The sequence below is a fragment of the Serratia sp. NPDC087055 genome (assembly GCF_044900985.1).
Taxonomy (GTDB): domain Bacteria; phylum Pseudomonadota; class Gammaproteobacteria; order Enterobacterales; family Enterobacteriaceae; genus Serratia.
In genome coordinates this window covers 289,685-312,341 of the sequence record NZ_JBJDOG010000001.1, presented here as the reverse complement: position 1 = coordinate 312,341, position 22,657 = coordinate 289,685, and the positions used below count along the sequence as shown (strand labels likewise).

Annotated in this window: 18 protein-coding genes; 9 read left to right on the top strand and 9 right to left on the bottom strand. The window is 55.4% G+C overall.

What is annotated here, in order from left to right; translation table 11 throughout:
• Nucleotides 1-710: 710 nt before the first annotated feature.
• Nucleotides 711-1,499 carry an ABC transporter ATP-binding protein gene (locus ACI2J2_RS01400; RefSeq protein WP_209636050.1) on the bottom strand — a complete coding sequence of 263 codons (789 nt, stop codon included), beginning with the start codon at nt 1,497-1,499 and terminating at the stop codon, nt 711-713.
• The gene (locus ACI2J2_RS01395) at nt 1,496-2,578 is read right to left on the bottom strand and encodes an iron ABC transporter permease (protein ID WP_209636052.1); all 1,083 of its coding nucleotides are present in this window, start codon (nt 2,576-2,578) and stop codon (nt 1,496-1,498) included. Before ACI2J2_RS01395 ends, ACI2J2_RS01400 begins: the two co-directional genes overlap by 4 nt.
• Before the next feature lie 356 nt (nt 2,579-2,934).
• Between ACI2J2_RS01395 and ACI2J2_RS01390 the strand changes: the two genes are divergently transcribed.
• On the top strand, nt 2,935-4,032 hold the full coding sequence (locus ACI2J2_RS01390; protein WP_265556564.1) for a diguanylate cyclase domain-containing protein: 1,098 nt from the start codon (nt 2,935-2,937) through the stop codon (nt 4,030-4,032).
• A gap of 95 nt (nt 4,033-4,127) precedes the next feature.
• On the opposite strand, the gene ACI2J2_RS01385 is transcribed toward ACI2J2_RS01390, so the two are convergent.
• Nucleotides 4,128-5,606, bottom strand: coding sequence for an amino acid permease (locus tag ACI2J2_RS01385; protein ID WP_037425538.1), 1,479 nt, complete (start codon nt 5,604-5,606; stop codon nt 4,128-4,130).
• A gap of 200 nt (nt 5,607-5,806) precedes the next feature.
• Complete coding sequence (yieE, locus tag ACI2J2_RS01380; RefSeq protein ID WP_209636058.1) at nt 5,807-6,679, bottom strand: DNA-binding transcriptional regulator YeiE; 873 nt, start codon at nt 6,677-6,679, stop codon at nt 5,807-5,809.
• A gap of 249 nt (nt 6,680-6,928) precedes the next feature.
• Between yieE and ACI2J2_RS01375 the strand changes: the two genes are divergently transcribed.
• On the top strand, nt 6,929-8,017 hold the full coding sequence (locus ACI2J2_RS01375; protein WP_404759248.1) for a YeiH family putative sulfate export transporter: 1,089 nt from the start codon (nt 6,929-6,931) through the stop codon (nt 8,015-8,017).
• Between the two features lie 102 nt (nt 8,018-8,119).
• On the top strand, nt 8,120-8,959 hold the full coding sequence (gene nfo / locus ACI2J2_RS01370) for a deoxyribonuclease IV (protein ID WP_404759247.1): 840 nt from the start codon (nt 8,120-8,122) through the stop codon (nt 8,957-8,959).
• Nucleotides 8,960-9,014: 55 nt separating this feature from the next.
• Here the strand turns inward: nfo and fruA are convergent, their stop codons facing one another.
• The 3 genes from fruA to fruB are packed head-to-tail and all read right to left on the bottom strand — an operon-like array spanning nt 9,015 to nt 12,789.
• The gene (gene fruA / locus ACI2J2_RS01365) at nt 9,015-10,706 is read right to left on the bottom strand and encodes a PTS fructose transporter subunit IIBC (protein WP_404759246.1); all 1,692 of its coding nucleotides are present in this window, start codon (nt 10,704-10,706) and stop codon (nt 9,015-9,017) included.
• A gap of 11 nt (nt 10,707-10,717) precedes the next feature.
• The gene (gene fruK, locus ACI2J2_RS01360; RefSeq protein ID WP_099063729.1) at nt 10,718-11,659 is read right to left on the bottom strand and encodes a 1-phosphofructokinase; all 942 of its coding nucleotides are present in this window, start codon (nt 11,657-11,659) and stop codon (nt 10,718-10,720) included.
• On the bottom strand, nt 11,656-12,789 hold the full coding sequence (fruB, locus tag ACI2J2_RS01355; protein WP_209636067.1) for a fused PTS fructose transporter subunit IIA/HPr protein: 1,134 nt from the start codon (nt 12,787-12,789) through the stop codon (nt 11,656-11,658). Before fruB ends, fruK begins: the two co-directional genes overlap by 4 nt.
• Before the next feature lie 247 nt (nt 12,790-13,036).
• On the opposite strand from fruB, the gene ACI2J2_RS01350 reads away from it, so the two are divergent.
• The 4 genes from ACI2J2_RS01350 to ACI2J2_RS01335 all read left to right on the top strand — a co-directional run bounded on the left by ACI2J2_RS01350 (nt 13,037) and on the right by ACI2J2_RS01335 (nt 18,712).
• Nucleotides 13,037-13,459 (top strand): NUDIX hydrolase, encoded by a 423-nt coding sequence (locus ACI2J2_RS01350; protein ID WP_209636069.1) that lies wholly within the window; start codon nt 13,037-13,039, stop codon nt 13,457-13,459.
• 257 nt (nt 13,460-13,716) lie between these two features.
• On the top strand, nt 13,717-14,877 hold the full coding sequence (locus ACI2J2_RS01345) for a NapC/NirT family cytochrome c (RefSeq protein WP_404759245.1): 1,161 nt from the start codon (nt 13,717-13,719) through the stop codon (nt 14,875-14,877).
• Between the two features lie 12 nt (nt 14,878-14,889).
• Nucleotides 14,890-17,370 carry a trimethylamine-N-oxide reductase TorA gene (torA, locus tag ACI2J2_RS01340; protein ID WP_209636074.1) on the top strand — a complete coding sequence of 827 codons (2,481 nt, stop codon included), beginning with the start codon at nt 14,890-14,892 and terminating at the stop codon, nt 17,368-17,370.
• A 163-nt stretch (nt 17,371-17,533) separates the two neighbouring features.
• Nucleotides 17,534-18,712, top strand: coding sequence for a sugar efflux transporter (locus tag ACI2J2_RS01335; RefSeq protein WP_404759244.1), 1,179 nt, complete (start codon nt 17,534-17,536; stop codon nt 18,710-18,712).
• A gap of 7 nt (nt 18,713-18,719) precedes the next feature.
• On the opposite strand, the gene ACI2J2_RS01330 is transcribed toward ACI2J2_RS01335, so the two are convergent.
• Entirely contained in the window at nt 18,720-18,974 is a 255-nt protein-coding gene (locus ACI2J2_RS01330) for a YkgJ family cysteine cluster protein (protein WP_012145951.1), read from the bottom strand.
• 287 nt (nt 18,975-19,261) lie between these two features.
• Here ACI2J2_RS01330 and mtr point away from each other — a divergent pair, with 287 nt between their 5' ends.
• Both mtr and yeiP read left to right on the top strand, forming a co-directional pair.
• Complete coding sequence (gene mtr / locus ACI2J2_RS01325) at nt 19,262-20,506, top strand: tryptophan permease (protein WP_265556566.1); 1,245 nt, start codon at nt 19,262-19,264, stop codon at nt 20,504-20,506.
• A 128-nt stretch (nt 20,507-20,634) separates the two neighbouring features.
• Nucleotides 20,635-21,207 carry an elongation factor P-like protein YeiP gene (yeiP, locus tag ACI2J2_RS01320; protein ID WP_209636080.1) on the top strand — a complete coding sequence of 191 codons (573 nt, stop codon included), beginning with the start codon at nt 20,635-20,637 and terminating at the stop codon, nt 21,205-21,207.
• A 94-nt stretch (nt 21,208-21,301) separates the two neighbouring features.
• On the opposite strand, the gene uxuA is transcribed toward yeiP, so the two are convergent.
• On the bottom strand, nt 21,302-22,492 hold the full coding sequence (gene uxuA, locus ACI2J2_RS01315; RefSeq protein ID WP_265556567.1) for a mannonate dehydratase: 1,191 nt from the start codon (nt 22,490-22,492) through the stop codon (nt 21,302-21,304).
• Between the last annotated feature and the right edge of the window lie 165 nt (nt 22,493-22,657).

The following is a 22,657-nucleotide window of genomic DNA, read 5'->3' as shown; positions in this document are numbered from 1 at the left end:
TGAGACTCATGCGCCTCGACCGAGCAAGGGGCCGTAAGCGCGGCCCCTCCACCCACGCCTTCGCTTAACACCGTCTGTCCGCTGCGCGGTAATTACTCGGCCCGTCCTAGGCCTCGCCCCTTCGGGGCCACTGCAAGCAGCGTTCAAATCTGCTCCCGGCAGATTTGTCCTCCTGCACCTGCGTTGTCGGGCGGGTCGGCTACGACAAACGTCCCTGTTAGTCTCGCCTCAACCGGCCTTCCCTGGCCGGTTGCCCCTGACAACGCCGTCTTGCTCGGCAGCCGGTGATGCGCACCAAGGTCAACACCCGAATCGGCAACCACCGGGCAACCCAGCCACTCAGTGTGACGTTGCGCGATAAAAGACAGTGAACATGATGGGATGAGCACGGGGTTGGGCGCCCTGAAGACGTCGAACGCAAGAACAACGCATAGGCGAAACCGCCATGGACGGCGGTTTCAGGCGAGACAGGCAGGGACGCCTGTCGTAGCCGGCCGTGATGCGGTGTGATGAAGTGAGAGCCGTTGGCGCAGCCAACCGTCTGAGTGGGCAAGAGCGCGGGTTGCAAGGGGCCGCGCTTACGGCCCCTTGCTCGGTCGAGGCGCATGAGCCTCATGGTGCTTCGCGCGCTTATCGACCGAAAATAACGTTGAACTCGCTAAAGAACATCTTAACCGATCGGTATTCCGGCGATGCGGGGCCTTTTGGGCTTATATCGCGGGCTGGCTCACCAATCCGTCGATCAACACCTGGGGTGTCCCCTGCGAACAACGCTCAATGCGCCCGCGAACACCATAGACACGCGCCAAACTCTGTGGCGTGATCACCTCTTCTGGCGCACCGTCAGCAATCAATTCGCCGTCTTGTAACATCAATACATGATCACCATGGCGCAAGGCTATGTTGATGTCATGCACCACCACCACCGTGATGATATTGCGTTTACGGGTTTCTTTACGTACCAAATCCATCACGTGGAACTGGTAGTTAAGATCGAGTGCGCTCAGCGGCTCATCCAGCAGCAATAAGGACGGCTGACGGATCAACGACTGTGCCAATCCAACCAACTGCTTCTGACCGCCCGAAAGCTGATCGAGATAACTCAATGCCAAATGGGCAATGCCAAGCTGCTCAAGCAGCGCCATGACTTCCGCCTCACTGCCGGCGTTGCTGCGGCCACCCGAGGCACGTTGCGCCACGATGATTGACTCCAGCACGTGCAAATGCACCCCAGCGGGCAGTGATTGCGGCAAATACACGACCTTTTCTGCCCGGCGGGCAAAAGGGATCTGCATCAGATCGATGTCGTCCAGCCACAGTTGCCCCTGTGCTGGGTTCAACCCGGCCAGTGAACGCAGCAGCGTCGATTTTCCGCTGCCGTTTGGCCCCAGCAGCACGGTAATTTGGCCACGAGGCAGCATGGGAACCGCCAGATCGGTGATCACCTGACGCTTCGGGTAACCAGCGGAGAAGTGCTCAATACGCAATCCCTGATTCATACATTACCCCGGTGACGCAGAATAATACTCAGGAAGAACGGCACGCCCACCAGCGAGGTGACGATACCGACCGGAATGATAATGCCCGGGATCAGATTTTTCGACGCCACGGAGGCCATCGACAGCACCAGCGCGCCAATCAGCGCACTGGCCGGCAGATAGAAACGGTGATCTTCACCGAAAATCATGCGCGCGATATGCGGTGCCACCAGGCCGATAAAGCCAATCGGGCCAACAAAGGCAACCGCTAATGCAGAAAGAATACTGATACGCAACAACGTGGTCAGGCGCAGCCGGCGCACGTCGATACCGAAACTTACCGCCCGATCCTCACCCAAACGCAGTGCGGTCAACTTCCACGAGCTCATCATCGATAACGGCAACAACACGGCAAATACACCAAGCAGAATACCCAACTTGTCCCATGAAGCACGCGCCAGGCTGCCCATGGTCCAGAACACCAGCCCCTGCAACGTATCTTCGCTGGCAATAAATTGCATCATGGAAACCAGTGCATTAAAGGTGAACACCAACGCAATGCCAAACAGCACTACGCCAGACGTCGCAACCCGTGTCCAGCGCGTAATGCCATCGAGCATCAGTGCCGCAAACAGGGCAAAAATAAACGCGTTGGCGGAGATAAACCATTGGTCCGGTATGCCCGGTACGCCAATGCCCAACACGATAGCCAGAGCCGCACCGAACGCCGCAGCAGACGAAACGCCAAGGGTAAACGGGCTGGCAAGCGGATTGTTCAAGATGGTTTGCATTTCTGCGCCAGCCAAGCCAAGCGCAAACCCGACCACCACGGCCATCAATGCATAAGGCAAACGGATATCCCAGACGATCACCCGCGTACCGGCATCTGCCGCCGCAGGGTCAATCAGCGTTTGCCACAAGGAGGACAGTGAAAGCCCGGAAGGCCCCATGGTAAAGTCCAGCAGCAGCGAACCCAAAATCGCCAGTGCCAACACCCCCATCATCAATAAACGGTGACGGAGAATATGGTGATAACGCCCCATCACATTGACGCTGGGTTGCCCCTTGGTCCCAGGGATAGGATCGGTGGATACGCTCATTATTTCGGATACCTGTTACGACAATGACCATCGCGGCTGCAAACGGCCGCTTGAACCTGATAAGCAGCCGATAACAATAAAGCAAACGATAATACTTATCAATCATATCAATAGCTATTAGCTGTCATATAAAGATGTAACACTTTATTTTATAACGCTATTCACCCAATCACCCCGATAACCCCGTGAAAGCACGCAGGGTTAACAATTCCGAAAGTGAGGCCCCACCCCGCCTGGCTGTGACAAATCGCAACGAAACCACATAGAATCCGAAGCCTGACCGCCAAACGGCGTGCCAATCGCGCCAAGCTCGCTCTTTAAGGCTTATTGGCGAGGTCCTGATTAATGAGGCTGCAATGAGAAGTCGACTCCCCACGTTAACGCCTAAAAGGCCCGCTCTGCTGCACTGGCTGGTACAAAGCCCACAGCATACGGATGATGCCCAATTTCAACGCCAAATGCGGCTTACGTTGCTGCCTTCTCCCGCAACACCCTGGCTCAATGCCGCCGGTGTGGTGGTGCTGCTGCTGGGGTACATCTGGTTGACCCATAGTGCACTCGGTGCCGCGCTCTTGGCCTCACTCTTACTGCTGACCGGCGGCCGTTGGTGGCTGACGCGCGTCAATCCGCCACGCTGGCCCAATGCCATGCTTGTGACAGTGCTGTTGTGGTGCGCATTGGTAGGCGCAACCGCGCTGTTGGTCATGTTGTCAGGCCGCATGGTGCTTATCCTGTTCGCCGGCCTGTTGATTACCGGGCTGGCTTTCTGGCTAATGCAGCGCCATGCCGCCGCACCACGCTTTGCCTTGCTGGAAATCATGCTGCTGACGCTGCCCTATCTCGCGGTCGCGCCGCTATCGCGCGTACAGAATCTGTTTCTACTGGCAGACATCATCCCGCTTTGGCTCCTGTTAGCCCATGGTCTGATCGCGTTTTACCATCGCCAGGTCGCTCAACATGTCACCCTGACAGCCGAAAAACACAAAGCGGCCCACCAGGATCGTTTAACCGGCTTCCTCAACCGCGCAGGCGGTGAAGCCGTCATGCAGGAGGTTTGTCGACCTTCAGCAACGATGCATCCGCTTTCCCACCTGTTTATTATCGAATTTACCCCGCTGGCCGCACTCTATCAGAGCCACGGCGTTCTCATCGGCGACGACGTATTACGCACCATTGGCGAGCGCTTGAAAATGCTGGTTCGTCCCAGCGATTTTGTTTGTCGCTATACCGGAGGCCAATTCCTGATCCTGGTACACGGCCTACCTTACGGTTCTGAAGGGGAGTTTCTGGCGCGTATTGTCCCGCCACTGCAGGCGCCCTACGATTTTGGGGCTTTTGGTGAGGTGTCGCTGCAACTGAACACCGGCGTGCTGGCGTTAACGCAGGATTATCAGAAGGTTGAGAATCTGATGGCCGCAGCGCAACACGCGCTGACAATCAATGGGAAGGAATAACGCGGCGGTATCCCGCCACGTGATATGCGCGTTGTCTTTCAAGCTGCAGCCGAACTTTTCGACCGCAGCCTGAAATCCCGGGGCATAACCCGAGGTTACTTCACGTCCATTTTCGGGAATTCCATTTCGCTGTACTTCACGACACGGGTGCCGCGCGTCAGCTTATAACCGAACCAGATAATCAGGAACAGTGGAATACCGATATAGGTGGCTGTCACACCGTACCAGTCAATTCGGTCTTGCAGGAATGCCTGGTAGTTCTGCCCCAGCGTAATGATCAAACACAGGACGAAGGCAAAAATCGGCCCCAGCGGGAAGAAACCGGAACGGTATGGCAGGTCGTTCAGATCACGCCCCTGAATCATGTAGCCACGACGGAAACGGTAATGACTGATGGCAATCCCCAACCAGGCGATAAAGCCGGTCATGCCCGAGGTATTCAGCAGCCACAGATAAACTGACTGATTACCGAACATTGAGCTCAAGAAACACAGGCCCGCGACCACGGTAGTGGCGTACAACGCGTTGCGCGGCACCCCACCCTTCGACAGTTTGGCAAAAATACGCGGCGCTTTACCTTCCGATGCCAAGGTAAACAGCATACGGGTGGATGCGTACATCCCAGAGTTACCGGCGGACAGTACCGCAGTCAGAATAACTGCATTCATCACCGCCGCAGCCGACAGCAAACCGGCGTGCTGGAAGACCAGCGTAAATGGACTGACGCTGATGTCTTTTACATCGTTACGCAGCAGGCTCGGATCGGTATAAGGAATGATCAGGCTGATAATCAGAATGGCAAAGATATAGAACAACAGGATACGCCAGAACACCTGACGCACCGCGCGCGGGATGTTTTTACCTGGGTTTTCCGATTCACCGGCAGCGATACCGATAAGCTCGGTCCCCTGGAACGAGAAGCCGACGATCATCGCCACGCCAATCATTGCCGAGAAACCGCCGGCAAACGGCGCGTCACCAATGGTCCAGTTCTGCCAGCCTGCGTGTTCGCCGCCTTTAAGGATGCCGAAAATCATCAGCACGCCAATACCAATGAAGATAATGACGGTGGTCACTTTGATCAGCGAGAACCAGTATTCTGCTTCACCGAAGCCTTTGACTGAAATGTAGTTCAACAAGAACATTAGGCCGAGGAACAGTGCGCTCCAGATCCAGCCAGGGGTATCCGGGAACCAGTAGGTCATCACCAACTGCGAGGCCACCAGGTCAACGGCGATGGTCACGGCCCAGTTGTACCAGTAGTTCCAGCCCAGTGCGAAACCAAAGCCTTCTTCAACGTATTTCGCGCCGTAGGTGGAGAAAGAACCCGATACCGGCATAAAGGCCGCAAGTTCACCCAGGCTGGTCATCAAGAAGTAGACCATCAACCCAATCAGCGCATAAGACAGCAGTGCACCACCAGGGCCAGCCTGAGAAACCGTCGCACCAGAGGCGACAAACAGACCCGTGCCGATAGAACCACCAATAGCAATCATGGTTAAGTGCCGCGCCTTCAGCTCGCGGCGCAATCCGGGTGCTTGTTGCCCCGATGTTTTTATATCCTGCTGAGCCATTCTTACCCTATCTGCTGGTCAAAAAAAATGAGGGCGGATTGTAACAAATACCCGCCAGCGAACTAGTAACATTGCACTGATATAAGATAGCTTCATAATTCAGGGCTAATTATTAGCAACGGTCGGGATGGCCTTACTTACTGTCATTAATGTGACAGGGAGCAGCTTTTTATGCTTTGTTTCACCTTATGGAGACGTTATCAAGGCTGAAACGCGCAATAACTCAGAAAACGCTGTAGAGCACTGGAGATATGCTTTTGGCGATGGTGAATCAAATACAACGTGCGCATCAGCGGAGGCAACGGCACCTGTAGCTCCACCAGCACACCGCTTGCCAACTGCTCGCAAATCACCCGGCGCGACAGGCAACTGATCCCCATACCGTGGCGAACCGCATGCTTTATCGCTTCCGAGTTGCCCAGCTCCATCACTAACTGAAAGTGGGGTAAATGCGCCAGCAGCAGGTGATGCAGTACTTCACGCGTACCCGAACCGCCCTCGCGCAGGATCCAGGGGGCTTCAGCCAGCATCGTCAAGGTCAGTGGTTGCCCCGCCAACGGGCTATCCGGCGCAGCGAACACCACCAGCTCGTCTTCCAGCCACGGCTGAGTGACCAATTCCGGCATATGACAAGGCCCCTCGATCAGCCCCAGATCAACCCGGAAGTCAGCGACTGCACCGATCACGTCCTGGCTGTTGCCAACGTTGAGCTCCAGCGGAGTCGAAGGGAAATCATGCCGATAATGGGCGATCATCTCTGGCAGCATATAGTTGCCGATGGTGCTGCTGGCACCGATACGCAGCGCACCGGCATCATGACGGAACAACTGTTCAATTTCTCCCGCTTGTTCCAGTAGCGCCAGCGCCTTCGGGTACAGCAGTCGGCCATGTTCATTAATGACCAGACGCTTGCCGACACGATCGAACAACTGTACGCCCAACTGCCCTTCCAGATCGGCCAGCGCTGCACTGACCGCCGACTGTGATAACGCCAGAACTACGGAAGCCTGCGTGGTCGAACCGCTTTTAAGCACTTCGGTAAAGACTTCTAATTGACGTAAGGTAATATGCATAGCGTCTCGGTATTCATCAAAGGTGACATCGAATAAAGTCACTGAAATTAATGCAAAATCTGCGCTACTGACCGGCAATAGCGCACAGGGTGAATACGAGTAATCTTACCACGTTTGCAGAAATCAGTATGAAAGCCGCCGATACCGATTAACCACTTATATAGATAAGTTATAAACATATAATCAATTTCTCTTTTATGGGGCAAGAACGTAGTCTGTGCTCAAGAATTTGATTAAAAGGGCTGACTTATGGCGACCAATACCACACATACTTTTCCATCGCGGCAATTTCCTCTGTTCGGTTTACCTCACTTAGTGCCAGGACTCCTGTTGACGGGTGCCATCACCGCGTTGGCGGTCTGGGTCGGTGATATTCCGTGGGTGGCCGGATTGGGACTGGGTGCGCTGACACTGGCGATTTTACTTGGCATTGTGGTGGGCAATACGGTGTATCCCTGGTTACAACCGAGCTGCCATGGCGGCGTTCAGTTGGCCAAACAACGTTTGCTGCGGCTCGGCATTATCCTTTACGGTTTTCGTCTTACCTTCCAGCAGATAGCCGACGTAGGTACCACTGGCATCATCATCGATGCGCTGACCCTGAGCACCACATTTCTGCTCGCCTGCTGGTTGGGTAAAAAGGTCTTCGGCATTGACAGCCAAACCGCCATGTTGATCGGGGCCGGCAGCAGCATCTGCGGTGCAGCCGCCGTCATGGCCACAGAGCCGGTACTGAAGGCAGACTCAAACAAAGTGGCGGTGGCAGTGAGCACCGTGGTGGTGTTCGGTACACTGGCAATCTTCATCTACCCATGGATGTACAACCTGAATGAGCATTTCCAGTGGTTCTCCTTTAACCAGGAAACTTTCGGTATCTTCACCGGTTCGACCATCCACGAAGTGGCGCAGGTCGTTGCCGCTGGGCACGCTATCGGACCGGATGCTGAAAATGCCGCAGTGATCTCAAAAATGATCCGCGTGATGATGCTGGCCCCCTTCCTGGTCCTGCTCTCTGGGTATATCAGCCGTAGTCGCAGTACGGGCAGCACCGGGCACAAAGCGGAAAAATCTGCCATCACCATTCCTTGGTTCGCGGTACTGTTTATCGCCGTCGCCGGGCTGAACTCGTTCAACCTGATCCCAGCGACGCTGGTTAAACACCTGATTACCGCCGACACCTGGATGCTGGCGATGGCGATGGCGGCACTGGGCCTGACCACCCACGTCAGTGCGGTGCGCCAGGCTGGGGTCAAACCGATCCTGCTGGCTACCCTGCTGTTCGTCTGGCTGATGGTCGGCGGCGGCGCAATAAACCTGCTGGTGCAACATTTCCTCTGATTCTCTTCTCCATGGCCCGCCATTGCGGGCCATCGCTTTTCCCGCCATTCAATCCTACCTCTATCAATGCCATAATGACGCCGATTACACAGGAGAATGAAAATGAAGTTTGTCGGTGCACATGTCAGCGCGTCAGGCGGCGTGGATCAGGCGGTTATCCGCGCGCACGAATTAGAGGCGACCGCATTCGCCCTGTTCACGAAAAACCAACGTCAATGGAAAGCCGCTTCACTGCCTGCAGACGTGATCGATAAGTTTAAAAGTGCCTGCGCGCAATACGGTTACGGTCCAGGACAAATCCTGCCGCACGACAGTTATCTGATTAACCTCGGCCACCCGGTAACCGAAGCCTTGGAAAAATCCCGCGAGGCCTTCCTTGATGAAATGCAGCGCTGTGAGCAACTGGGGCTGACGCTGTTGAACTTCCACCCAGGTAGCCACCTGCTACAGATTGATGAAGACAAATGTCTGGCGCGTATCGCCGAATCCATCAACCTGGTGTTGGATAAAACAACCGGCGTGACGGCGGTAATCGAAAATACCGCCGGTCAGGGCAGTAATCTGGGTTTCAAGTTTGAACATTTAGCGGCGATCATCGACGGCGTGGAAGACAAAAGCCGCGTCGGTGTCTGTATTGATACCTGCCATGCCTTTGCTGCTGGGTACGATCTGCGTACCGAAGAGACCTGCGAACAGACGTTTAAAGCGCTCGGCGACATCGTCGGGTACCAGTATCTGCGCGGCATGCACCTGAATGACGCCAAGAGCGAGTTCGGCAGCCGTGTTGACCGCCACCACAGTCTGGGTGAAGGCAACATCGGTAAAACGGTGTTCAGCTATATCATGCGTGACCCACGTTTCGACAATATCCCGTTGATTCTGGAAACGGTGAACCCGGATATCTGGGCGGAAGAGATCGCCTGGCTGAAAGCGCAGCAGTGATGCCACATAAAAAAACCGGAGCCTGGGCTCCGGTTTTTTATTGCCTGCATCAACGTTAAGCGACCGTCGCCGCCGGAACGTCAGCCCGTTTCAACACCGCGTACGATACCCCCGCCAACAGCGTACCGGCGATAATCGCCACCAGATACAACAGTACCGGTGTGATAGCACCTGGGATCAGCAGGACAAACAGCCCGCCGTGCGGTGCCATCAACTTGGCGCCGAACGCCATGGACAAGGCCCCGGTCAGTGCGCCACCGGCGATGCAGCATGGCAACACACGCATTGGATCACGGGCCGCAAACGGAATTGCGCCTTCGGAGATAAAGCACAGGCCCAGTACCAGCGCCGCTTTACCGCCTTCCTGCTCAGACTTCTCGAACTTGCGACGCGCCAACAGTGTCGCCAGGCCCATCGCCAGCGGGGGGACCATGCCCGCCGCCATAATGGCTGCCATTGGGGCATACACTGAGGAGCTCAGCAGTGCCACGCCGAACGCGTAGGCCGCTTTGTTGACCGGACCGCCCATGTCGGTACACATCATCGCGCCGAGGATCGCGCCCAGCAGCACCGCGTTAGCGGTACCCAATGACTGTAACCAGTGAGTCAGACCTTCCATGATTTTCGCGACCGGCGTACCGACGACGAAAATCATGATCAAACCGACGATCAGGCTGGCAACCAACGGAATGATCAATATCGGTTTCAGCGCCTCCATACTCTGCGGTAGACGCAGTTTGGTGCTGATAAATTTGGCAACATAGCCCGCCATGAAACCGGCAATAATACCGCCGAGGAAACCGGCACCCGTGCTTACCGCCAGCATACCGCCAATAAGACCCGGCGTCAGACCCGGACGGTCAGCAATAGAGAAAGCAATGAAACCGGCCAGTACCGGCACCATCAACGCAAAGGCTGAACCGCCGCCAATCTGCATCAACGCTGCTGCCAGCGTACCTTTGACTTCAAACGCCTTGATACCGAACACAAACGACAGCGCAATACACAGACCACCGGCTACCACCATTGGCAGCATGTAGGATACGCCCGTCAACAGGTGGCGATATGGCCCGGCACTCTCTTTCTTCTTGCCCGCAGCGGCTGGCGCCCCGCTTTTCTGCGGTTGGAAAATCTCCGCGTCGGCGACGGCCTTATCCAGCTCTTGCGCCGTTTTCTTCAGTGCCAGACCGGTAGACGTGCGGTACATCGGCTTACCGGCAAACTTGTCCAGATCCACCTCGATGTCTGCCGCGACAATGACCAGATCGGCCGCAGCGACTTCTTCTGGCGTAATGGCATTACCGGCACCCACGGATCCGCGGGTTTCTACCTTTACCCACCAACCGCGTTTTTTAGCTTCACTCTCAATGGCTTCAGCAGCCATAAAGGTGTGGGCGACCCCCGTTGGACACGCGGTAATTGCCACGATACGTTTTGGCCCCGCCCCTTTTACAGGCTCAAGCTGCGCGGCGACAGGTGCCTGGTAGGCTTTCGCGTCGGCGATGGCCTGCGCCAGAAAGGCGTCCGGCTCACGGACGGCGTGTTCAACATCACCCACATAAACCCGTTTGCCGTTCAGTGCGGCATCAGCAGGTGCAGTTTGCCCTGCCACCACCACCAGCTCAGCCTCGGCCAGCGATTCAACCCGTGTCAGACCGGCTTTCGCCGCCGCAGCACCGAGCATACGTTTCGCCAGGTGACCACGTGCCTGTCCCAGCGAACTGTCTATCATCAGCAGTGTTTTCATTCTGCCTCCAGCTATTGATTAAAAGGTTTCAGATCGACACGCGCCATCATTGCGGCCAACTGTGGACGATCGGTCACGCCGACGTTGCTCTGGCTGACTGCCAGCGCAGCCACAGCGGTGGCCAAGCGCAAAGTATGCTCACTGGACTCACGCATCAGCAGGCCATAAATCAGGCCGCCAACCATAGAATCACCTGCCCCCACGGTGCTGACGACTTCGCAAGCGGGTGGCTTGGCAATCCAGGCGCCGGAAGCGTTAACCCACAGCGCACCTTCGGCACCGAGAGAAATCACTACGTGGGCAATGCCTTGATCGCGCAATGCATGTGCGGCCTCAACCACATCGGCCAATTGCGGCAAGGGCCGACCGGCCCAGATTTCCAGTTCACGACGGTTTGGCTTCACCAACCAGGGTGCCGCTTTCAATCCAGCCACCAGTGCTTCACGGCTGCTATCGAAGATAATGCACGGGCACTGTGCACGCAGGCGGACCATCCAGTCGGTAAAGGCATCGGGATCAACCCCGGCCGGTAAGCTGCCACTCACCGCCACCATGTCAAACTGGCCCAGCCAGCTCAGGGAGTCGGTCACGAAACGTTCCCAATCCTGCCCCGTCACTTCAAAACCAGAGAAGTTGAAATCCGTCACTTCACCGTCTTTTTCCGTCAGTTTGACGTTAATGCGAGTGCGCCCCGGAACCACCTGGAAACGATTGGCAATGCCCAAATCGCTGAACAGTAATTGGAAACCGTCCTGGTTATCTTTCCCCAGGAAACCGCCCACAGTGACATCAATACCCAGGTCCTTCAGCACCTTGGCAACATTGATCCCCTTCCCGGCGGCGTGAAGACCTGCGGTTTTGACCAGGTTAACTTCACCGCGCTCAATCTCTGGGCAGAAACCCACCAGATCGTAAGCCGGATTTAGGGTAATTGTTGCTACTCTTCTGCTCATGCTGCGCCCTCGCCCAGTCCTTCGTTAATCGCTTCTCCGATCGCCTTCAGCGCCGCTTCAGCATCTTCACCTTTGGCGGTAAAGCGCAGGTGATGTCCTTTCTTCACGCCCAACGCCACAACCTTCATCAGGCTGCGACCATTGGCCGGTTTGCCACTGCCATCGAGATTAGTGACGGTAATTTCACTGCTGAACTGCTTGATCACGTTGACCAGCGCTGTACCCGGGCGTGCATGTAAACCGTGTTCGTTACGGATCACGTACTCAGCGCTCAGCATGGTGCTTTCTTCTTCTACCTCACTGGTCAACAAGGCCAGCACGGTGACGGCATCAGCGTTCAGCAAGCGTTCAGCTTTGTTTGCCAAGAGCAAATCGCTCAAATAATTCAACACGGCCAGCGGCTGCTGATCGGCCACGGACAGCGTCAGCAACAGCGCCACCTTCTCGCCGTCTTCGTCAAAGGCTTGCGCCGGACGGCTGAGGGTCGCTGCACTGGCCAAATTGCCTTCGGTGCTGTCGCTTAACCAAATGCCCTGCCCCAGATTCAGTGGCTTGCGGGTGATGACGTCGCTAACAAACTGCGCGTTAACCACGCCGATCTTCTGCAGGCGGCCTGCATTCAACGCCTGCAGCGTCATCAGGCTGTCGGCGGCCACATCGAGCGCAATCAGAGACGCGTCAAACTTGAACTCCGCCGTCAGCTTTTCACCCATCAACAAACTGCGCAGCTCTTCCGTTGACGTGGTTTTCGCCAGTTGTTCGGCTACGCTGTCATCGCTAAGGACATGGGTCAGTTGGCGCAGGAGCGCCAGGTGCTCATCAGAACGGGCAGCAATGCCGATCACCACAAATGCGGTTTGGCCCTCTCCCCATTCGATGCCCTGCGGAAACTGGAATACCTGTACACCGGTGTTCAACACCAGATCGCGGGTATCGGTGGTACCGTGCGGGATGGCAATGCCATTACCCAGGTAAGTGGAGGTTTGCAGCTCGCGCTGCAACATGCCGTCCACATAGGCGGCGCTGACGCAGCCTGCCTCAGTCAGTGCTGAAGCCACTTGCTGGATGGCTTCCTGCTTGCTACCGGCGGTTGCGCCCAGGTGAATATCTTGCTGTGACAACTGGAACATGATGCTCCTCTCCTGCTGAATTGAATCGTTTCAGCTTCATTGGGAAAAAGGAGCGTTATCGGCACCGAATCATCGTGACAATAACGCTGAAACGTTTCAAGGAGTGTGTAATCAGCCTTGGATGAAAGCAAGTTTTCTCCATTTTGATGTCATAGATTTTTGACCTTACGCACACTTTTCCCGAAGGGTTACCTGTCGCGGCGCTAAAATGACATACTGTGCTGAAATTTTGCTGACGGAGCTATACATGTCTGTAGTTGCAGGAGTCGGTGTGATCATCGTAAACGCGCAAGGGGAAGTACTACTGGGAAAACGCTGCGGTCAGCACGCGCCTTTCTGGTCTATTCCCGGTGGGCACCTGGATGAGGGTGAAACCTTTGAACAGTGCGCACAGCGTGAAATCGCCGAAGAAACCGGGTTGATGATCGCCCCACCTCGTTTTATCGGTATCAGCAATAATCTGCAAACCTGGCGCGCCGAAGGAAAACATACGGTATCCGTGTGCTTGCAGACACAGCATCCCGGCGGCACACCCGAACGCAAAGAACCGGATAAATGTGCCGAATGGCGCTGGTGTTCTCCGAATGCCTTGCCGGAGCCGCATTTTGAAGCCAGCCGCAATGCCATTCACCTGTGGCTGACCGGCCAGGCTTATCTGCCAACAGAATAGCCGTTTTCATTCAGAGTTTTTCCTCTCTGTCCGTGATCTTTCTCATGGCATGATAAAACCACATAAAAAATGCGTTATATAACTCAGAATATAACGCTGTAAAATCCCTCGAATGGCCGTTTTTCCTCTAAAAATAACCCTATAGTATTAGATGTCTTTGCTAATAATACCTATACTTCCCCAAGCATGTCGGCGTTCGGTCGACACTTTTTTGGCAAGGTTTTCCTTGGTATTTCATAATTATAAGCGGGTTCAATATGACCAATAAACTCACTGGCTTGATAAAAAAGCACCGCTGGGGATGGCTGTGGATTTTGCTCCTCGGAATTATCCTCGGGGCAGCATTATTAGCGGGCACCGCGACGGTATTCCACAAAACCAGCGACACGGCCTTCTGCGTTTCCTGTCACACCATGCAACAGCCGCTGGCTGAATATCAGGGCAGCGTCCACTTCCAGAATACCAAAGGCATCCGTGCCGAATGTGCCGACTGCCACGTTCCGCATGAGCCGCTCGATTACCTGTGGACCAAAATCCGCGCGGTAAAAGATATTTATGGCGAGATGGTGGGTACCATTAATACACCAGAAAAATATGAGGCACATAAGCTGGCCATGGCTCAGTCGGTATGGAAAACGCTGAAAGAAAACGACTCCGCCACTTGCCGCTCGTGCCACAGCTTTGATGCTATGGACATCACTGCTCAGCGACCTGAAGCACGCATTCAGCATCCAGTGGCCATCAAGCAGGGCGAAACCTGTATCGATTGTCACAAAGGTGTGGCACATATCCTGCCGGATATGAGTGGCGCAGCTCAGGCTGGTGCAGCCGAACTGGCAAAAGCGGCCGCTGAAACCTCACCAACCGCGACCACGCTGTACACCATTGCCACTGAGCCCTTCTTCCTGAAGCCTGACGACAGCCACAACGCCGGTAACTTGATGCCATCCACCGAGGTTCAGGTGGTGAAACAGGAAGGTGACAAAGTGCTGGCCAACGTCACCGGCTGGCAGCAAGACGGTGTCAGCGAAGTGTTCTACGCGGCACAGGGCAAGCGTATTCTCAGCGTGCTGCTGGGTGAAGACGCACGCAAACTGCTGAAAACCGGGAGCACCATGACCGACAGTGAAACGGGCCTAGTGTGGCATCAAGTTTCTCTCCAGGTATGGTTGCCACGTAAACAACTGATCGACGATCAGCAAAAAATCTGGCGCTACACGGCGGATATGATGTCTGCCAACTGTACCGGTTGCCACGGCCTGACCGCACTCGATCGCTTCAACGCCAACCAGTGGATCGGCGTAATTAAAGGTATGGCTCCACGCACCTCGCTGACGCAGGAACAACTGCGCGTTCTGACACAATACGTGCAGAAACATGCCAGTGACATGCAACCCGCCGCACCAGCCAAGCTTTAAGGGAGAAGCGAAATGAGCAAATATCAACAACAAGCGTTAAAAATGAGCCGCCGCCGCTTCCTGACCGGTGCCACTGCGCTGGCCGCAGCACCTTTGCTGGCAGGCTTGTGGCCCAAATCCGCATTGGCGCAGGCTATTAGCCAGGCGCTGCCACAGTTTGTGGTACTGCGCCAGGCACAAAAAGGCATTCTGACGGGCGCACACTGGGGCGCTTTTGAAGCCATAGTACAGGACGGCAAAATGGTCGGCGTGCAGCCGGTTAAAGACGATCCTTATCCGAACGAACTGATCACCATGGCACCTTATCAAGTCCATGCTGAAAACCGCATCAAATACCCGATGGTGCGTAAAAGCTGGCTGGAAGGGGGCCCCGGTAGCCATACCGAGTTACGCGGTCGCGACGAATGGGTGCGCGTCAGTTGGGACAAAGCCATTGAACTGGTGTGCGGTGAGATTACCCGTCTACAGAAAGACCACGGCCCACAATCAATCTATGCCGGGTCTTATGGCTGGAAGAGCGTCGGCATGCTGCATAACAGCCGCACACTGCTGCAACGCCTGATGAACCTGACCGGCGGTTTCCTCGGTTATGCCGGCGACTACTCCACCGGTGCAGCCCAGGTGATCATGTCACACGTGGTGGGCTCTATGGAGGTTTACGAACAGCAGACCGCCTGGCCTAACGTGATCGAAAACAGCCAACTGGTGGTTCTATGGGGCTGTAACCCAATGATCACGTTGAAAAACAGTTGGAACGTGCCGGACCACTACGGGCAGACGGGCTTTGAGGCACTGAAGAAGAAAGGCACCCGAGTGATCAGTATCGATCCGGTGCACAACGACAGCGCCAAATTCGTCGATGCGCAGTGGATCGCCCCGCGCCCTTATACGGACGGCGCTATGCTGATCGGCATCGCTCACACGCTGTTGACCGAAAACCTGCATAACCCTGACTTCCTGAAAACCTATACTGCCGGCTTCGACAAGTTCCAGGCCTATCTGCTGGGCGAAACCGATGGCACGCCAAAAACCGCCGAATGGGCTGCCGATGTGTGCGGTGTCGATGCCGACGTGTTACGCCAACTGGCCCGCGACATGGCAAAAAATCGCACCATGATCATGGGCGGTTGGGGTATTCAACGCCAGCATCATGGCGAACAACAGCACTGGCTCTTGGTCACCGTCGCGGCGATGCTCGGCCAAATCGGCTTGCCGGGCGGCGGTTTTGGCTTCAGTTATCATTACTCTTCCGGCGGGAGCCCGACGGCGAAAGGCGGCATCATTTCCGGTATTTCTGCCGGTAACGCGCCGAAGAACTCGCCGGCCCCGATCCCGGTGGCACGCATCGCCGAATGCCTGAGCAATCCAGGCAAGACCATTAACTTCAACGGCGCGCAGGTCACCTACCCTGAGGTGAAAATGGTGTATGTGGCCGGGGGGAATACCTTCCACCAGCATCAGGACACCAATAATCTGGTCAAGGCGTGGCAACGGCCGGACACCATCGTGGTGAACGAACCCTATTGGACCGCCACGGCCAAACACGCCGATATCGTACTGCCAGCCACCACCAGCTATGAACGCAACGATCTGGAAATGGGGGGGGATTACTCGCAGCTGTATGTATTCCCAATGCATCAGTGTGTACAACCACAGCATGAGTCGCGCAGCGACTTTGATATCTTCGCAGCCATGGCGGCCAAACTGGGAGTGCAAGATGCCTTTACCGAAGGCAAAGATGAAACCCAGTGGTTGAAAGGCATGTACGATGACATGAAAACGCAGGCGCGCGCCGCCCGGGTGGCCCTGCCACCGTTCGACATGTTCTGGGCATCCAATAACTATGTGCGCTTCCCGGTGCCTGAAGCCAACACGCAATGGGTGCGTTTCGCCGACTATCGCGAAAACCCGTTGCTCAATCCATTGGGTACGCCGTCCGGTAAAATCGAGATTTACTCCGACGCCATTGCCAAAATGAAATACCAGGATTGCCCCGGCATCCCAACCTGGATGCCACCGCATGAGTGGTATCGCGGACCGGAAGCGGTTAAATATCCGCTGTCACTGAACACCGCACACCCGATCAACCGCCTGCACTCACAGCTCGACAATACGCCGCTGCGTAAAAAGTATGCGGTCGCAGATCGTGAAGCGATTGTGATCCATCCACAGGATGCCCAATCACGCGGTATCGCTAACGGTGACTTGGTACGTGCCTTTAACGATCGTGGCCAGATCCTGGTTGGTGCCGTGGTCAGTGAGGACGTACGCCCTGGCGTGGTGCGTATCAGCGAAGGGGCCTGGTTCGATCCGGCGGATCCGTCACAACCGGGGTCGCTGTGTAAGAACGGCAACGTCAACTGCCTGACCTTTGACATTGGCTCCTCCAGCCTGGCCCAGGGTAACTGCGGGCAGATGGCTCAGTTGCAGATAGAGAAGTACCAGGGTGAGGTGCTGAAAAACACCGCGCACGACGTGCCAATCGGCGCATAACGCGGTATATCCGAATACCCGGGCGATGGTGACATCGCCCTTTTTCTCGCCTTATGCGGGTAAGAATTTTTTACCATTAAGTAGAATGAAACCGGTTTCTGATTAATTTAAACGGGCGTATTATGCGCGCGACTCCCTCAATTATGGCTATTTGCTGACCTCTATGCCTGGTTCAACTGCGGTAACACGACGCTCCCCCGACCTCACTTCACTGGCATTTTTAGTGGTGGCCTTCCTCACCGGGATTGCCGGTGCGCTGCAGACCCCGACGCTGAGCCTATTTCTGGCGACAGAAGTGAAAGTGCGCCCTTCCATGGTCGGGTTATTCTTTACCGGCAGCGCCGTCATCGGCATTCTGGTCAGTCAATTTCTTGCCCGACGCTCGGATCAAAAAGGCGATCGCAAAACACTGATTTTTCTGTGCTGCATGTTGGGTGCACTGGGCTGTGTGCTGTTCGCCTGGAGTCGTAATTACTCTCTTTTGCTGGCCGTCGGCGTGATGCTGACCAGCTTCGGTTCCACCGCAAACCCCCAGATGTTTGCCCTGGCACGCGAGCATGCCGACCGTACCGGTCGCGAAGCCGTGATGTTCAGCTCGATCCTGCGTGCACAGGTTTCCCTGGCCTGGGTCATCGGTCCCCCTATCGCCTTTGCATTGGCATTGGGATTCGGTTTTAAGGTGATGTATCTGGCTGCCGCGGCTGCATTTATTCTGTGTGGCGCGCTGGTGTGGACAATGCTGCCATCGATGCGCAAAACGCCGGTGCCCGCCAGCACCACGCTGGAAGCTCCGCGCCAGAACCGTCGTGATACGCTGCTGTTGTTTATGGCCTGCACCTTTATGTGGACCGCCAACAGCATGTATCTGATCAATATGCCGCTGTATATGGTGCATGAACTGCAACTGCCGGAAAGATTGGCGGGGATATTAATGGGCACCGCAGCCGGGCTGGAGATACCCACCATGCTGGTCGCCGGTATGGTGGCGAAACGCTTCGGCAAGCGCTTCCTGATGCGTTGTGCTGTGGTGGCAGGCCTGCTGTTTTACCTTGGCCTGTTGTTTATCACCGGCACCTGGCAGCTGATCGCCCTGCAACTGCTTAATGCTGCCTTTATCGGCGTGCTGGCAGGGATTGGCATGCTCTATTTTCAGGATCTGATGCCCGGACAGGCCGGTGCGGCCACCACCTTATTTACCAACACGACCCGTGTGGGCTGGATCTTTGCCGGTTCAATTGCCGGTGTAGTGGCAGAAATCTGGAGTTACCACGCGGTATTTTACTCCGCGCTGGCGATGGTGATCGGTGCAGTACTGTGTTTGTGGAAGCTCAAAGACGCATAACGCGGATTCAAGGTGCCGTATCCGCTTCCAGCTTAGCCAAATAGATGAGCGCCTGATCGCGGTGGTCATGACACATTTCACGGCTTGCCTGCAGGCTGCCACAGACTTTTGGCCGCAATGGCGAGTGAAACAAACCACAACGTAGCTGCTCACTCAGATGAATGCAGCGGGTATTCGCGGGCTTGCCGTTGGGCATGCCGGGGATCGGGCTGGATATTGAAGGCGCAATACAACAGGCGCCACAGTCGGCACGGCAGTCCATCAGCGAGTCTCCCGGTGGGCTGGCGGAATTGAAGCGCGACAATATCAGTAGCGCGCATTGCCCGCCAGCATAATCCGGGTTTGCCCATCAATCTTTACATCCCCCTCTTTTAGCCGCTAATTGACCGCCCTCATCCAGGCCCCAAATACGCCCTAAACAGCCCCATTAAGGCAGATTAATGCATGAAACAAGCACATTCACGTCTTTACATGCGTCAGCCACACATGTACCATTAAGCTAGTACAAAAGAACTCACGGCCAACTCAGCCATTCAGGAGCAATCAATAATGTCCGCGGACACCATCCAGAAGCTTTCCCGCCCTTCAGTCCTTGGCGGCGCGATGATCATTGCAGGCACCGCCGTCGGCGCCGGCATGTTCTCCATCCCTATTGTGACTTCTGGCGTGTGGTTTAGCGGCTCTGTCGCGCTGCTGATTTATACCTGGGCCTGTATGCTGATTTCCGGCCTGATGATCCTTGAGGCCGCCCTGCATTACCCAAGTGGCGCCAGCTTCAATACCATTGTTAAAGACCTGCTGGGCAAAAGCTGGAACGCCATTAACGGCCTTTCCATTGCCTTTGTCCTGTATATCCTGACCTACGCCTATATTTCTGCCGGCGGTTCAATCATCGCTCACACGCTGGAAGGTATCATTGGCGTCGGGCAAACCACGGCAGGACTGGTGTTTGCCATCATAGTGGCCTTTATTGTTTGGCTTTCCACGCGTGCGGTAGATCGCCTGAGCACCATTTTGATCGGCGGTATGGTGATCACCTTTGTGATGTCGGTCGGCGATATGTTCACTCATGTACAACCGGCGGTGCTGTTCAACCGTGGAGATGACCAGGCCAGCTATTTGCCATATGCCCTGGCGGCGCTGCCTTATCTGCTGACCTCGTTCGGCTATCACGGCAATGTGCCGGGATTGGTGAAGTATTATCATAAAGACAGCGGTGCCGTGGTGCGCAGCTTGGTGTACGGCACGCTGTTGGCACTGGCGATCTATATCCTGTGGCAGTATGTGATTCAGGGCAATATCGCTCGTGACGCCTTCCGACAGGTGATTGCCGAAGGCGGCAACATCGGCAGCCTGCTCAAACAAATGGGCAACGTGTCCAGCAGCCAGACCGTCGGCCAGCTACTGAGTGCCTTCTCTTATATGGCGCTGGCCAGTTCGTTCCTCGGGGTGTCACTGGGCCTGTTTGACTATCTGGCGGACTTTTTCAAATTCAGCGACGACACCGCTGGACGCACTAAAACCGCGCTCGTCACCTTTGCGCCGCCGACCATTGCCGCGCTGTTGTTCCCGAATGGCTTCCTGTACGCCATCGGTTTCGCCGGGCTGGCTGCCACCGTTTGGGCGGTCATCGTGCCAGCAATGATGGCGCGCGCCAGCCGCCGCCGCTTTGCTGATGCGCAATATCGCGCACCCGGCGGTCATGGCATGATCCTGTTCATCATTTTGTTCGGGCTGATCAACGCTGTCGCGCACATATTGGCATTGCTGGGTCTGCTGCCGGTATTCAAGTAACTCCACAGGGGATGGCGCCCGCCATCCCCCTTTCTCTCACTGTTTTTGCTCGATCTACTTGCCTGAAATCAACAGCGCGAGTAACGTGTCGCAACTTCCCAAATACTCTTCATTGCAGGTTATTTTATATGGCAAAGGCTAACGAAATTAAGCGCGGCATGGCGATCAATTACAACGGCAAACTGCTGCTGGTGAGAGACATTGATGTCCAAAGCCCAAGTGCACGAGGTGCCAGCACTTTATACAAAATGCGCTTCTCGGATGTCCGTACCGGGTTGAAGGTTGAAGAACGTTTCAAGGGCGACGATATCCTGGATACCATTAGCCTGTCCCGCCGTAAGGTGAACTTCTCTTATATCGATGGCGAAGAGTACGTCTTCATGGATGACGAGGATTACACCCCGTATATCTTCAAGAAAGACCAGATCGAAGACGAGCTGCTGTTTATTCCTGAAGCCGGTCTGCCAGGCATGCAGGTACTGACGTTGGACGGTCAAGTGTTAGCGTTGGAACTGCCACAAACCGTGGATATGGAAATTGTGGAGACAGCTCCAGGCATCAAAGGCGCATCCGCCAGTGCCCGAAACAAACCGGCCACCATGGCGACCGGTCTGACCATTCAGGTGCCAGAGTACCTCAGCGCCGGTGACAAAATCCGCATTCATATTGCTGAACGTCGCTACATGAGCCGGGCTGAATAAGCTATTGCTTGCCACTTTCCGTCCGGGCAGTGCTTGGGCGAAAATTGGCCGCGCCGATAACGCTTATTCCGGGTTTCGGCGCAGCTTTTCCCCGTTACGGCAACTCAGGGAAGAAGCGGCGTTTGAGCGCCAGTTCGACACCGCGCAGTTCCGCCAGCCCCTTCAAACGGCCAATCGCCGAGTAACCCGGATTGGTTTTTTTCTTTAAATCATCCAGCATCTGATGCCCATGATCGGGACGCATCGGGATTGGTCGCCGATCGCCTGCCTTATGACGCCGCTGTTCTTCGCTCAGAATCGCCTCAATCACCGCCACCATGTCGACATCGCCTTGCAGATGCGCACCTTCATGGAAGCTTTTCGGGTTTTCCTCACGACAAGTGGCGCGCAGGTGAGTGAAGTGGATACGATCGCCGAAGGTCTTAATCATCCGCACCAAATCATTGTCCGCACGCACACCATAGGAACCAGTACACATAGTAAAGCCGTTATAAAGGCTGTCGACGGTCTGCTTGAACCACTGCATATCGTCAATGGTCGAGACAATGCGCGGTAGACCAAGGATTGGCCGCGGCGGATCGTCTGGATGCACCGCCAGCCGGACCCCGACCTCTTCCGCCACCGGAACGATTGCACGCAGAAACACCGCCATATTTTCGCGCAGTTGCGCTTTGTCGATCCCATCGTACTCCGCCAGACGAGCGCGGAACTGATCGAGCGTATAGCCCTCTTCTGCCCCCGGCAGCCCAGCGATGATATTGCCGGTCAATGTGGCAATCTCCGCAGCGCTCATGGCGGCAAAGCGCTCGGCGGCCTGCGCCTGCTCTTCCGCCGTATAATCCTGCTCTGCGCCTGAGCGTTGCAGGATGTGCAGTTCAAAAGCCGCGAAGGCGATTTGATCGAAACGCAGCGCTTTCGAGCCGTCAGGCAACACATATTCCAGATCTGTGCGTGTCCAGTCGAGGATCGGCATAAAGTTGTAGCAAACGGTATCGATGCCGCAGGCCGCCAGGTTACGCAGCGATTGCTGATAATGGGCGATATGTTGCGGGTAATTGCCGCTGTGGGTTTTGATCTCTTCATGCACCGGAATGCTTTCCACCACAGACCACACCAACCCCTTTTCCGCCAGCAGTGCCTGACGTGCCTTGATCTCCTCGATCGGCCACACCTCGCCATTCGGAATATGGTGCAATGCAGTGACGACGCCAGTAGCGCCAGCCTGACGGACATCATCAAGAGAGACAGGATCGTTCGGCCCATACCAACGCCATGTTTGTTCCATTATTTATCCTTATAAAAAATCACCCAATCTTGCAGAAGGGATAAAGATCGTACAGTGTCGACAATCTTGTTATACCAAATTTAAATAGATATCGGTTATCTTTCACCTTACTCTTTCACATCTGTCTGTCAAAAGCGAAACGACGATTGGTTGATCCACTTCACG

Excerpts from the sequence above, each read along its gene's own strand:
- ACI2J2_RS01400 (WP_209636050.1), bottom strand. The coding sequence starts at position 1,499 with ATGAATCAGGGATTGCGTATTGAGCACTTCTCCGCTGGTTACCCGAAG.
- ACI2J2_RS01395 (WP_209636052.1), bottom strand. The coding sequence starts at position 2,578 with ATGAGCGTATCCACCGATCCTATCCCTGGGACCAAGGGGCAACCCAGC.
- ACI2J2_RS01390 (WP_265556564.1), top strand. The coding sequence starts at position 2,935 with ATGAGAAGTCGACTCCCCACGTTAACGCCTAAAAGGCCCGCTCTGCTG.
- ACI2J2_RS01385 (WP_037425538.1), bottom strand. The coding sequence starts at position 5,606 with ATGGCTCAGCAGGATATAAAAACATCGGGGCAACAAGCACCCGGATTG.
- yieE (WP_209636058.1), bottom strand. The coding sequence starts at position 6,679 with ATGCATATTACCTTACGTCAATTAGAAGTCTTTACCGAAGTGCTTAAA.
- ACI2J2_RS01375 (WP_404759248.1), top strand. The coding sequence starts at position 6,929 with ATGGCGACCAATACCACACATACTTTTCCATCGCGGCAATTTCCTCTG.
- nfo (WP_404759247.1), top strand. The coding sequence starts at position 8,120 with ATGAAGTTTGTCGGTGCACATGTCAGCGCGTCAGGCGGCGTGGATCAG.
- fruA (WP_404759246.1), bottom strand. The coding sequence starts at position 10,706 with ATGAAAACACTGCTGATGATAGACAGTTCGCTGGGACAGGCACGTGGT.
- fruK (WP_099063729.1), bottom strand. The coding sequence starts at position 11,659 with ATGAGCAGAAGAGTAGCAACAATTACCCTAAATCCGGCTTACGATCTG.
- fruB (WP_209636067.1), bottom strand. The coding sequence starts at position 12,789 with ATGTTCCAGTTGTCACAGCAAGATATTCACCTGGGCGCAACCGCCGGT.
- ACI2J2_RS01350 (WP_209636069.1), top strand. The coding sequence starts at position 13,037 with ATGTCTGTAGTTGCAGGAGTCGGTGTGATCATCGTAAACGCGCAAGGG.
- ACI2J2_RS01345 (WP_404759245.1), top strand. The coding sequence starts at position 13,717 with ATGACCAATAAACTCACTGGCTTGATAAAAAAGCACCGCTGGGGATGG.
- torA (WP_209636074.1), top strand. The coding sequence starts at position 14,890 with ATGAGCAAATATCAACAACAAGCGTTAAAAATGAGCCGCCGCCGCTTC.
- ACI2J2_RS01335 (WP_404759244.1), top strand. The coding sequence starts at position 17,534 with ATGCCTGGTTCAACTGCGGTAACACGACGCTCCCCCGACCTCACTTCA.
- ACI2J2_RS01330 (WP_012145951.1), bottom strand. The coding sequence starts at position 18,974 with ATGGACTGCCGTGCCGACTGTGGCGCCTGTTGTATTGCGCCTTCAATA.
- mtr (WP_265556566.1), top strand. The coding sequence starts at position 19,262 with ATGTCCGCGGACACCATCCAGAAGCTTTCCCGCCCTTCAGTCCTTGGC.
- yeiP (WP_209636080.1), top strand. The coding sequence starts at position 20,635 with ATGGCAAAGGCTAACGAAATTAAGCGCGGCATGGCGATCAATTACAAC.
- uxuA (WP_265556567.1), bottom strand. The coding sequence starts at position 22,492 with ATGGAACAAACATGGCGTTGGTATGGGCCGAACGATCCTGTCTCTCTT.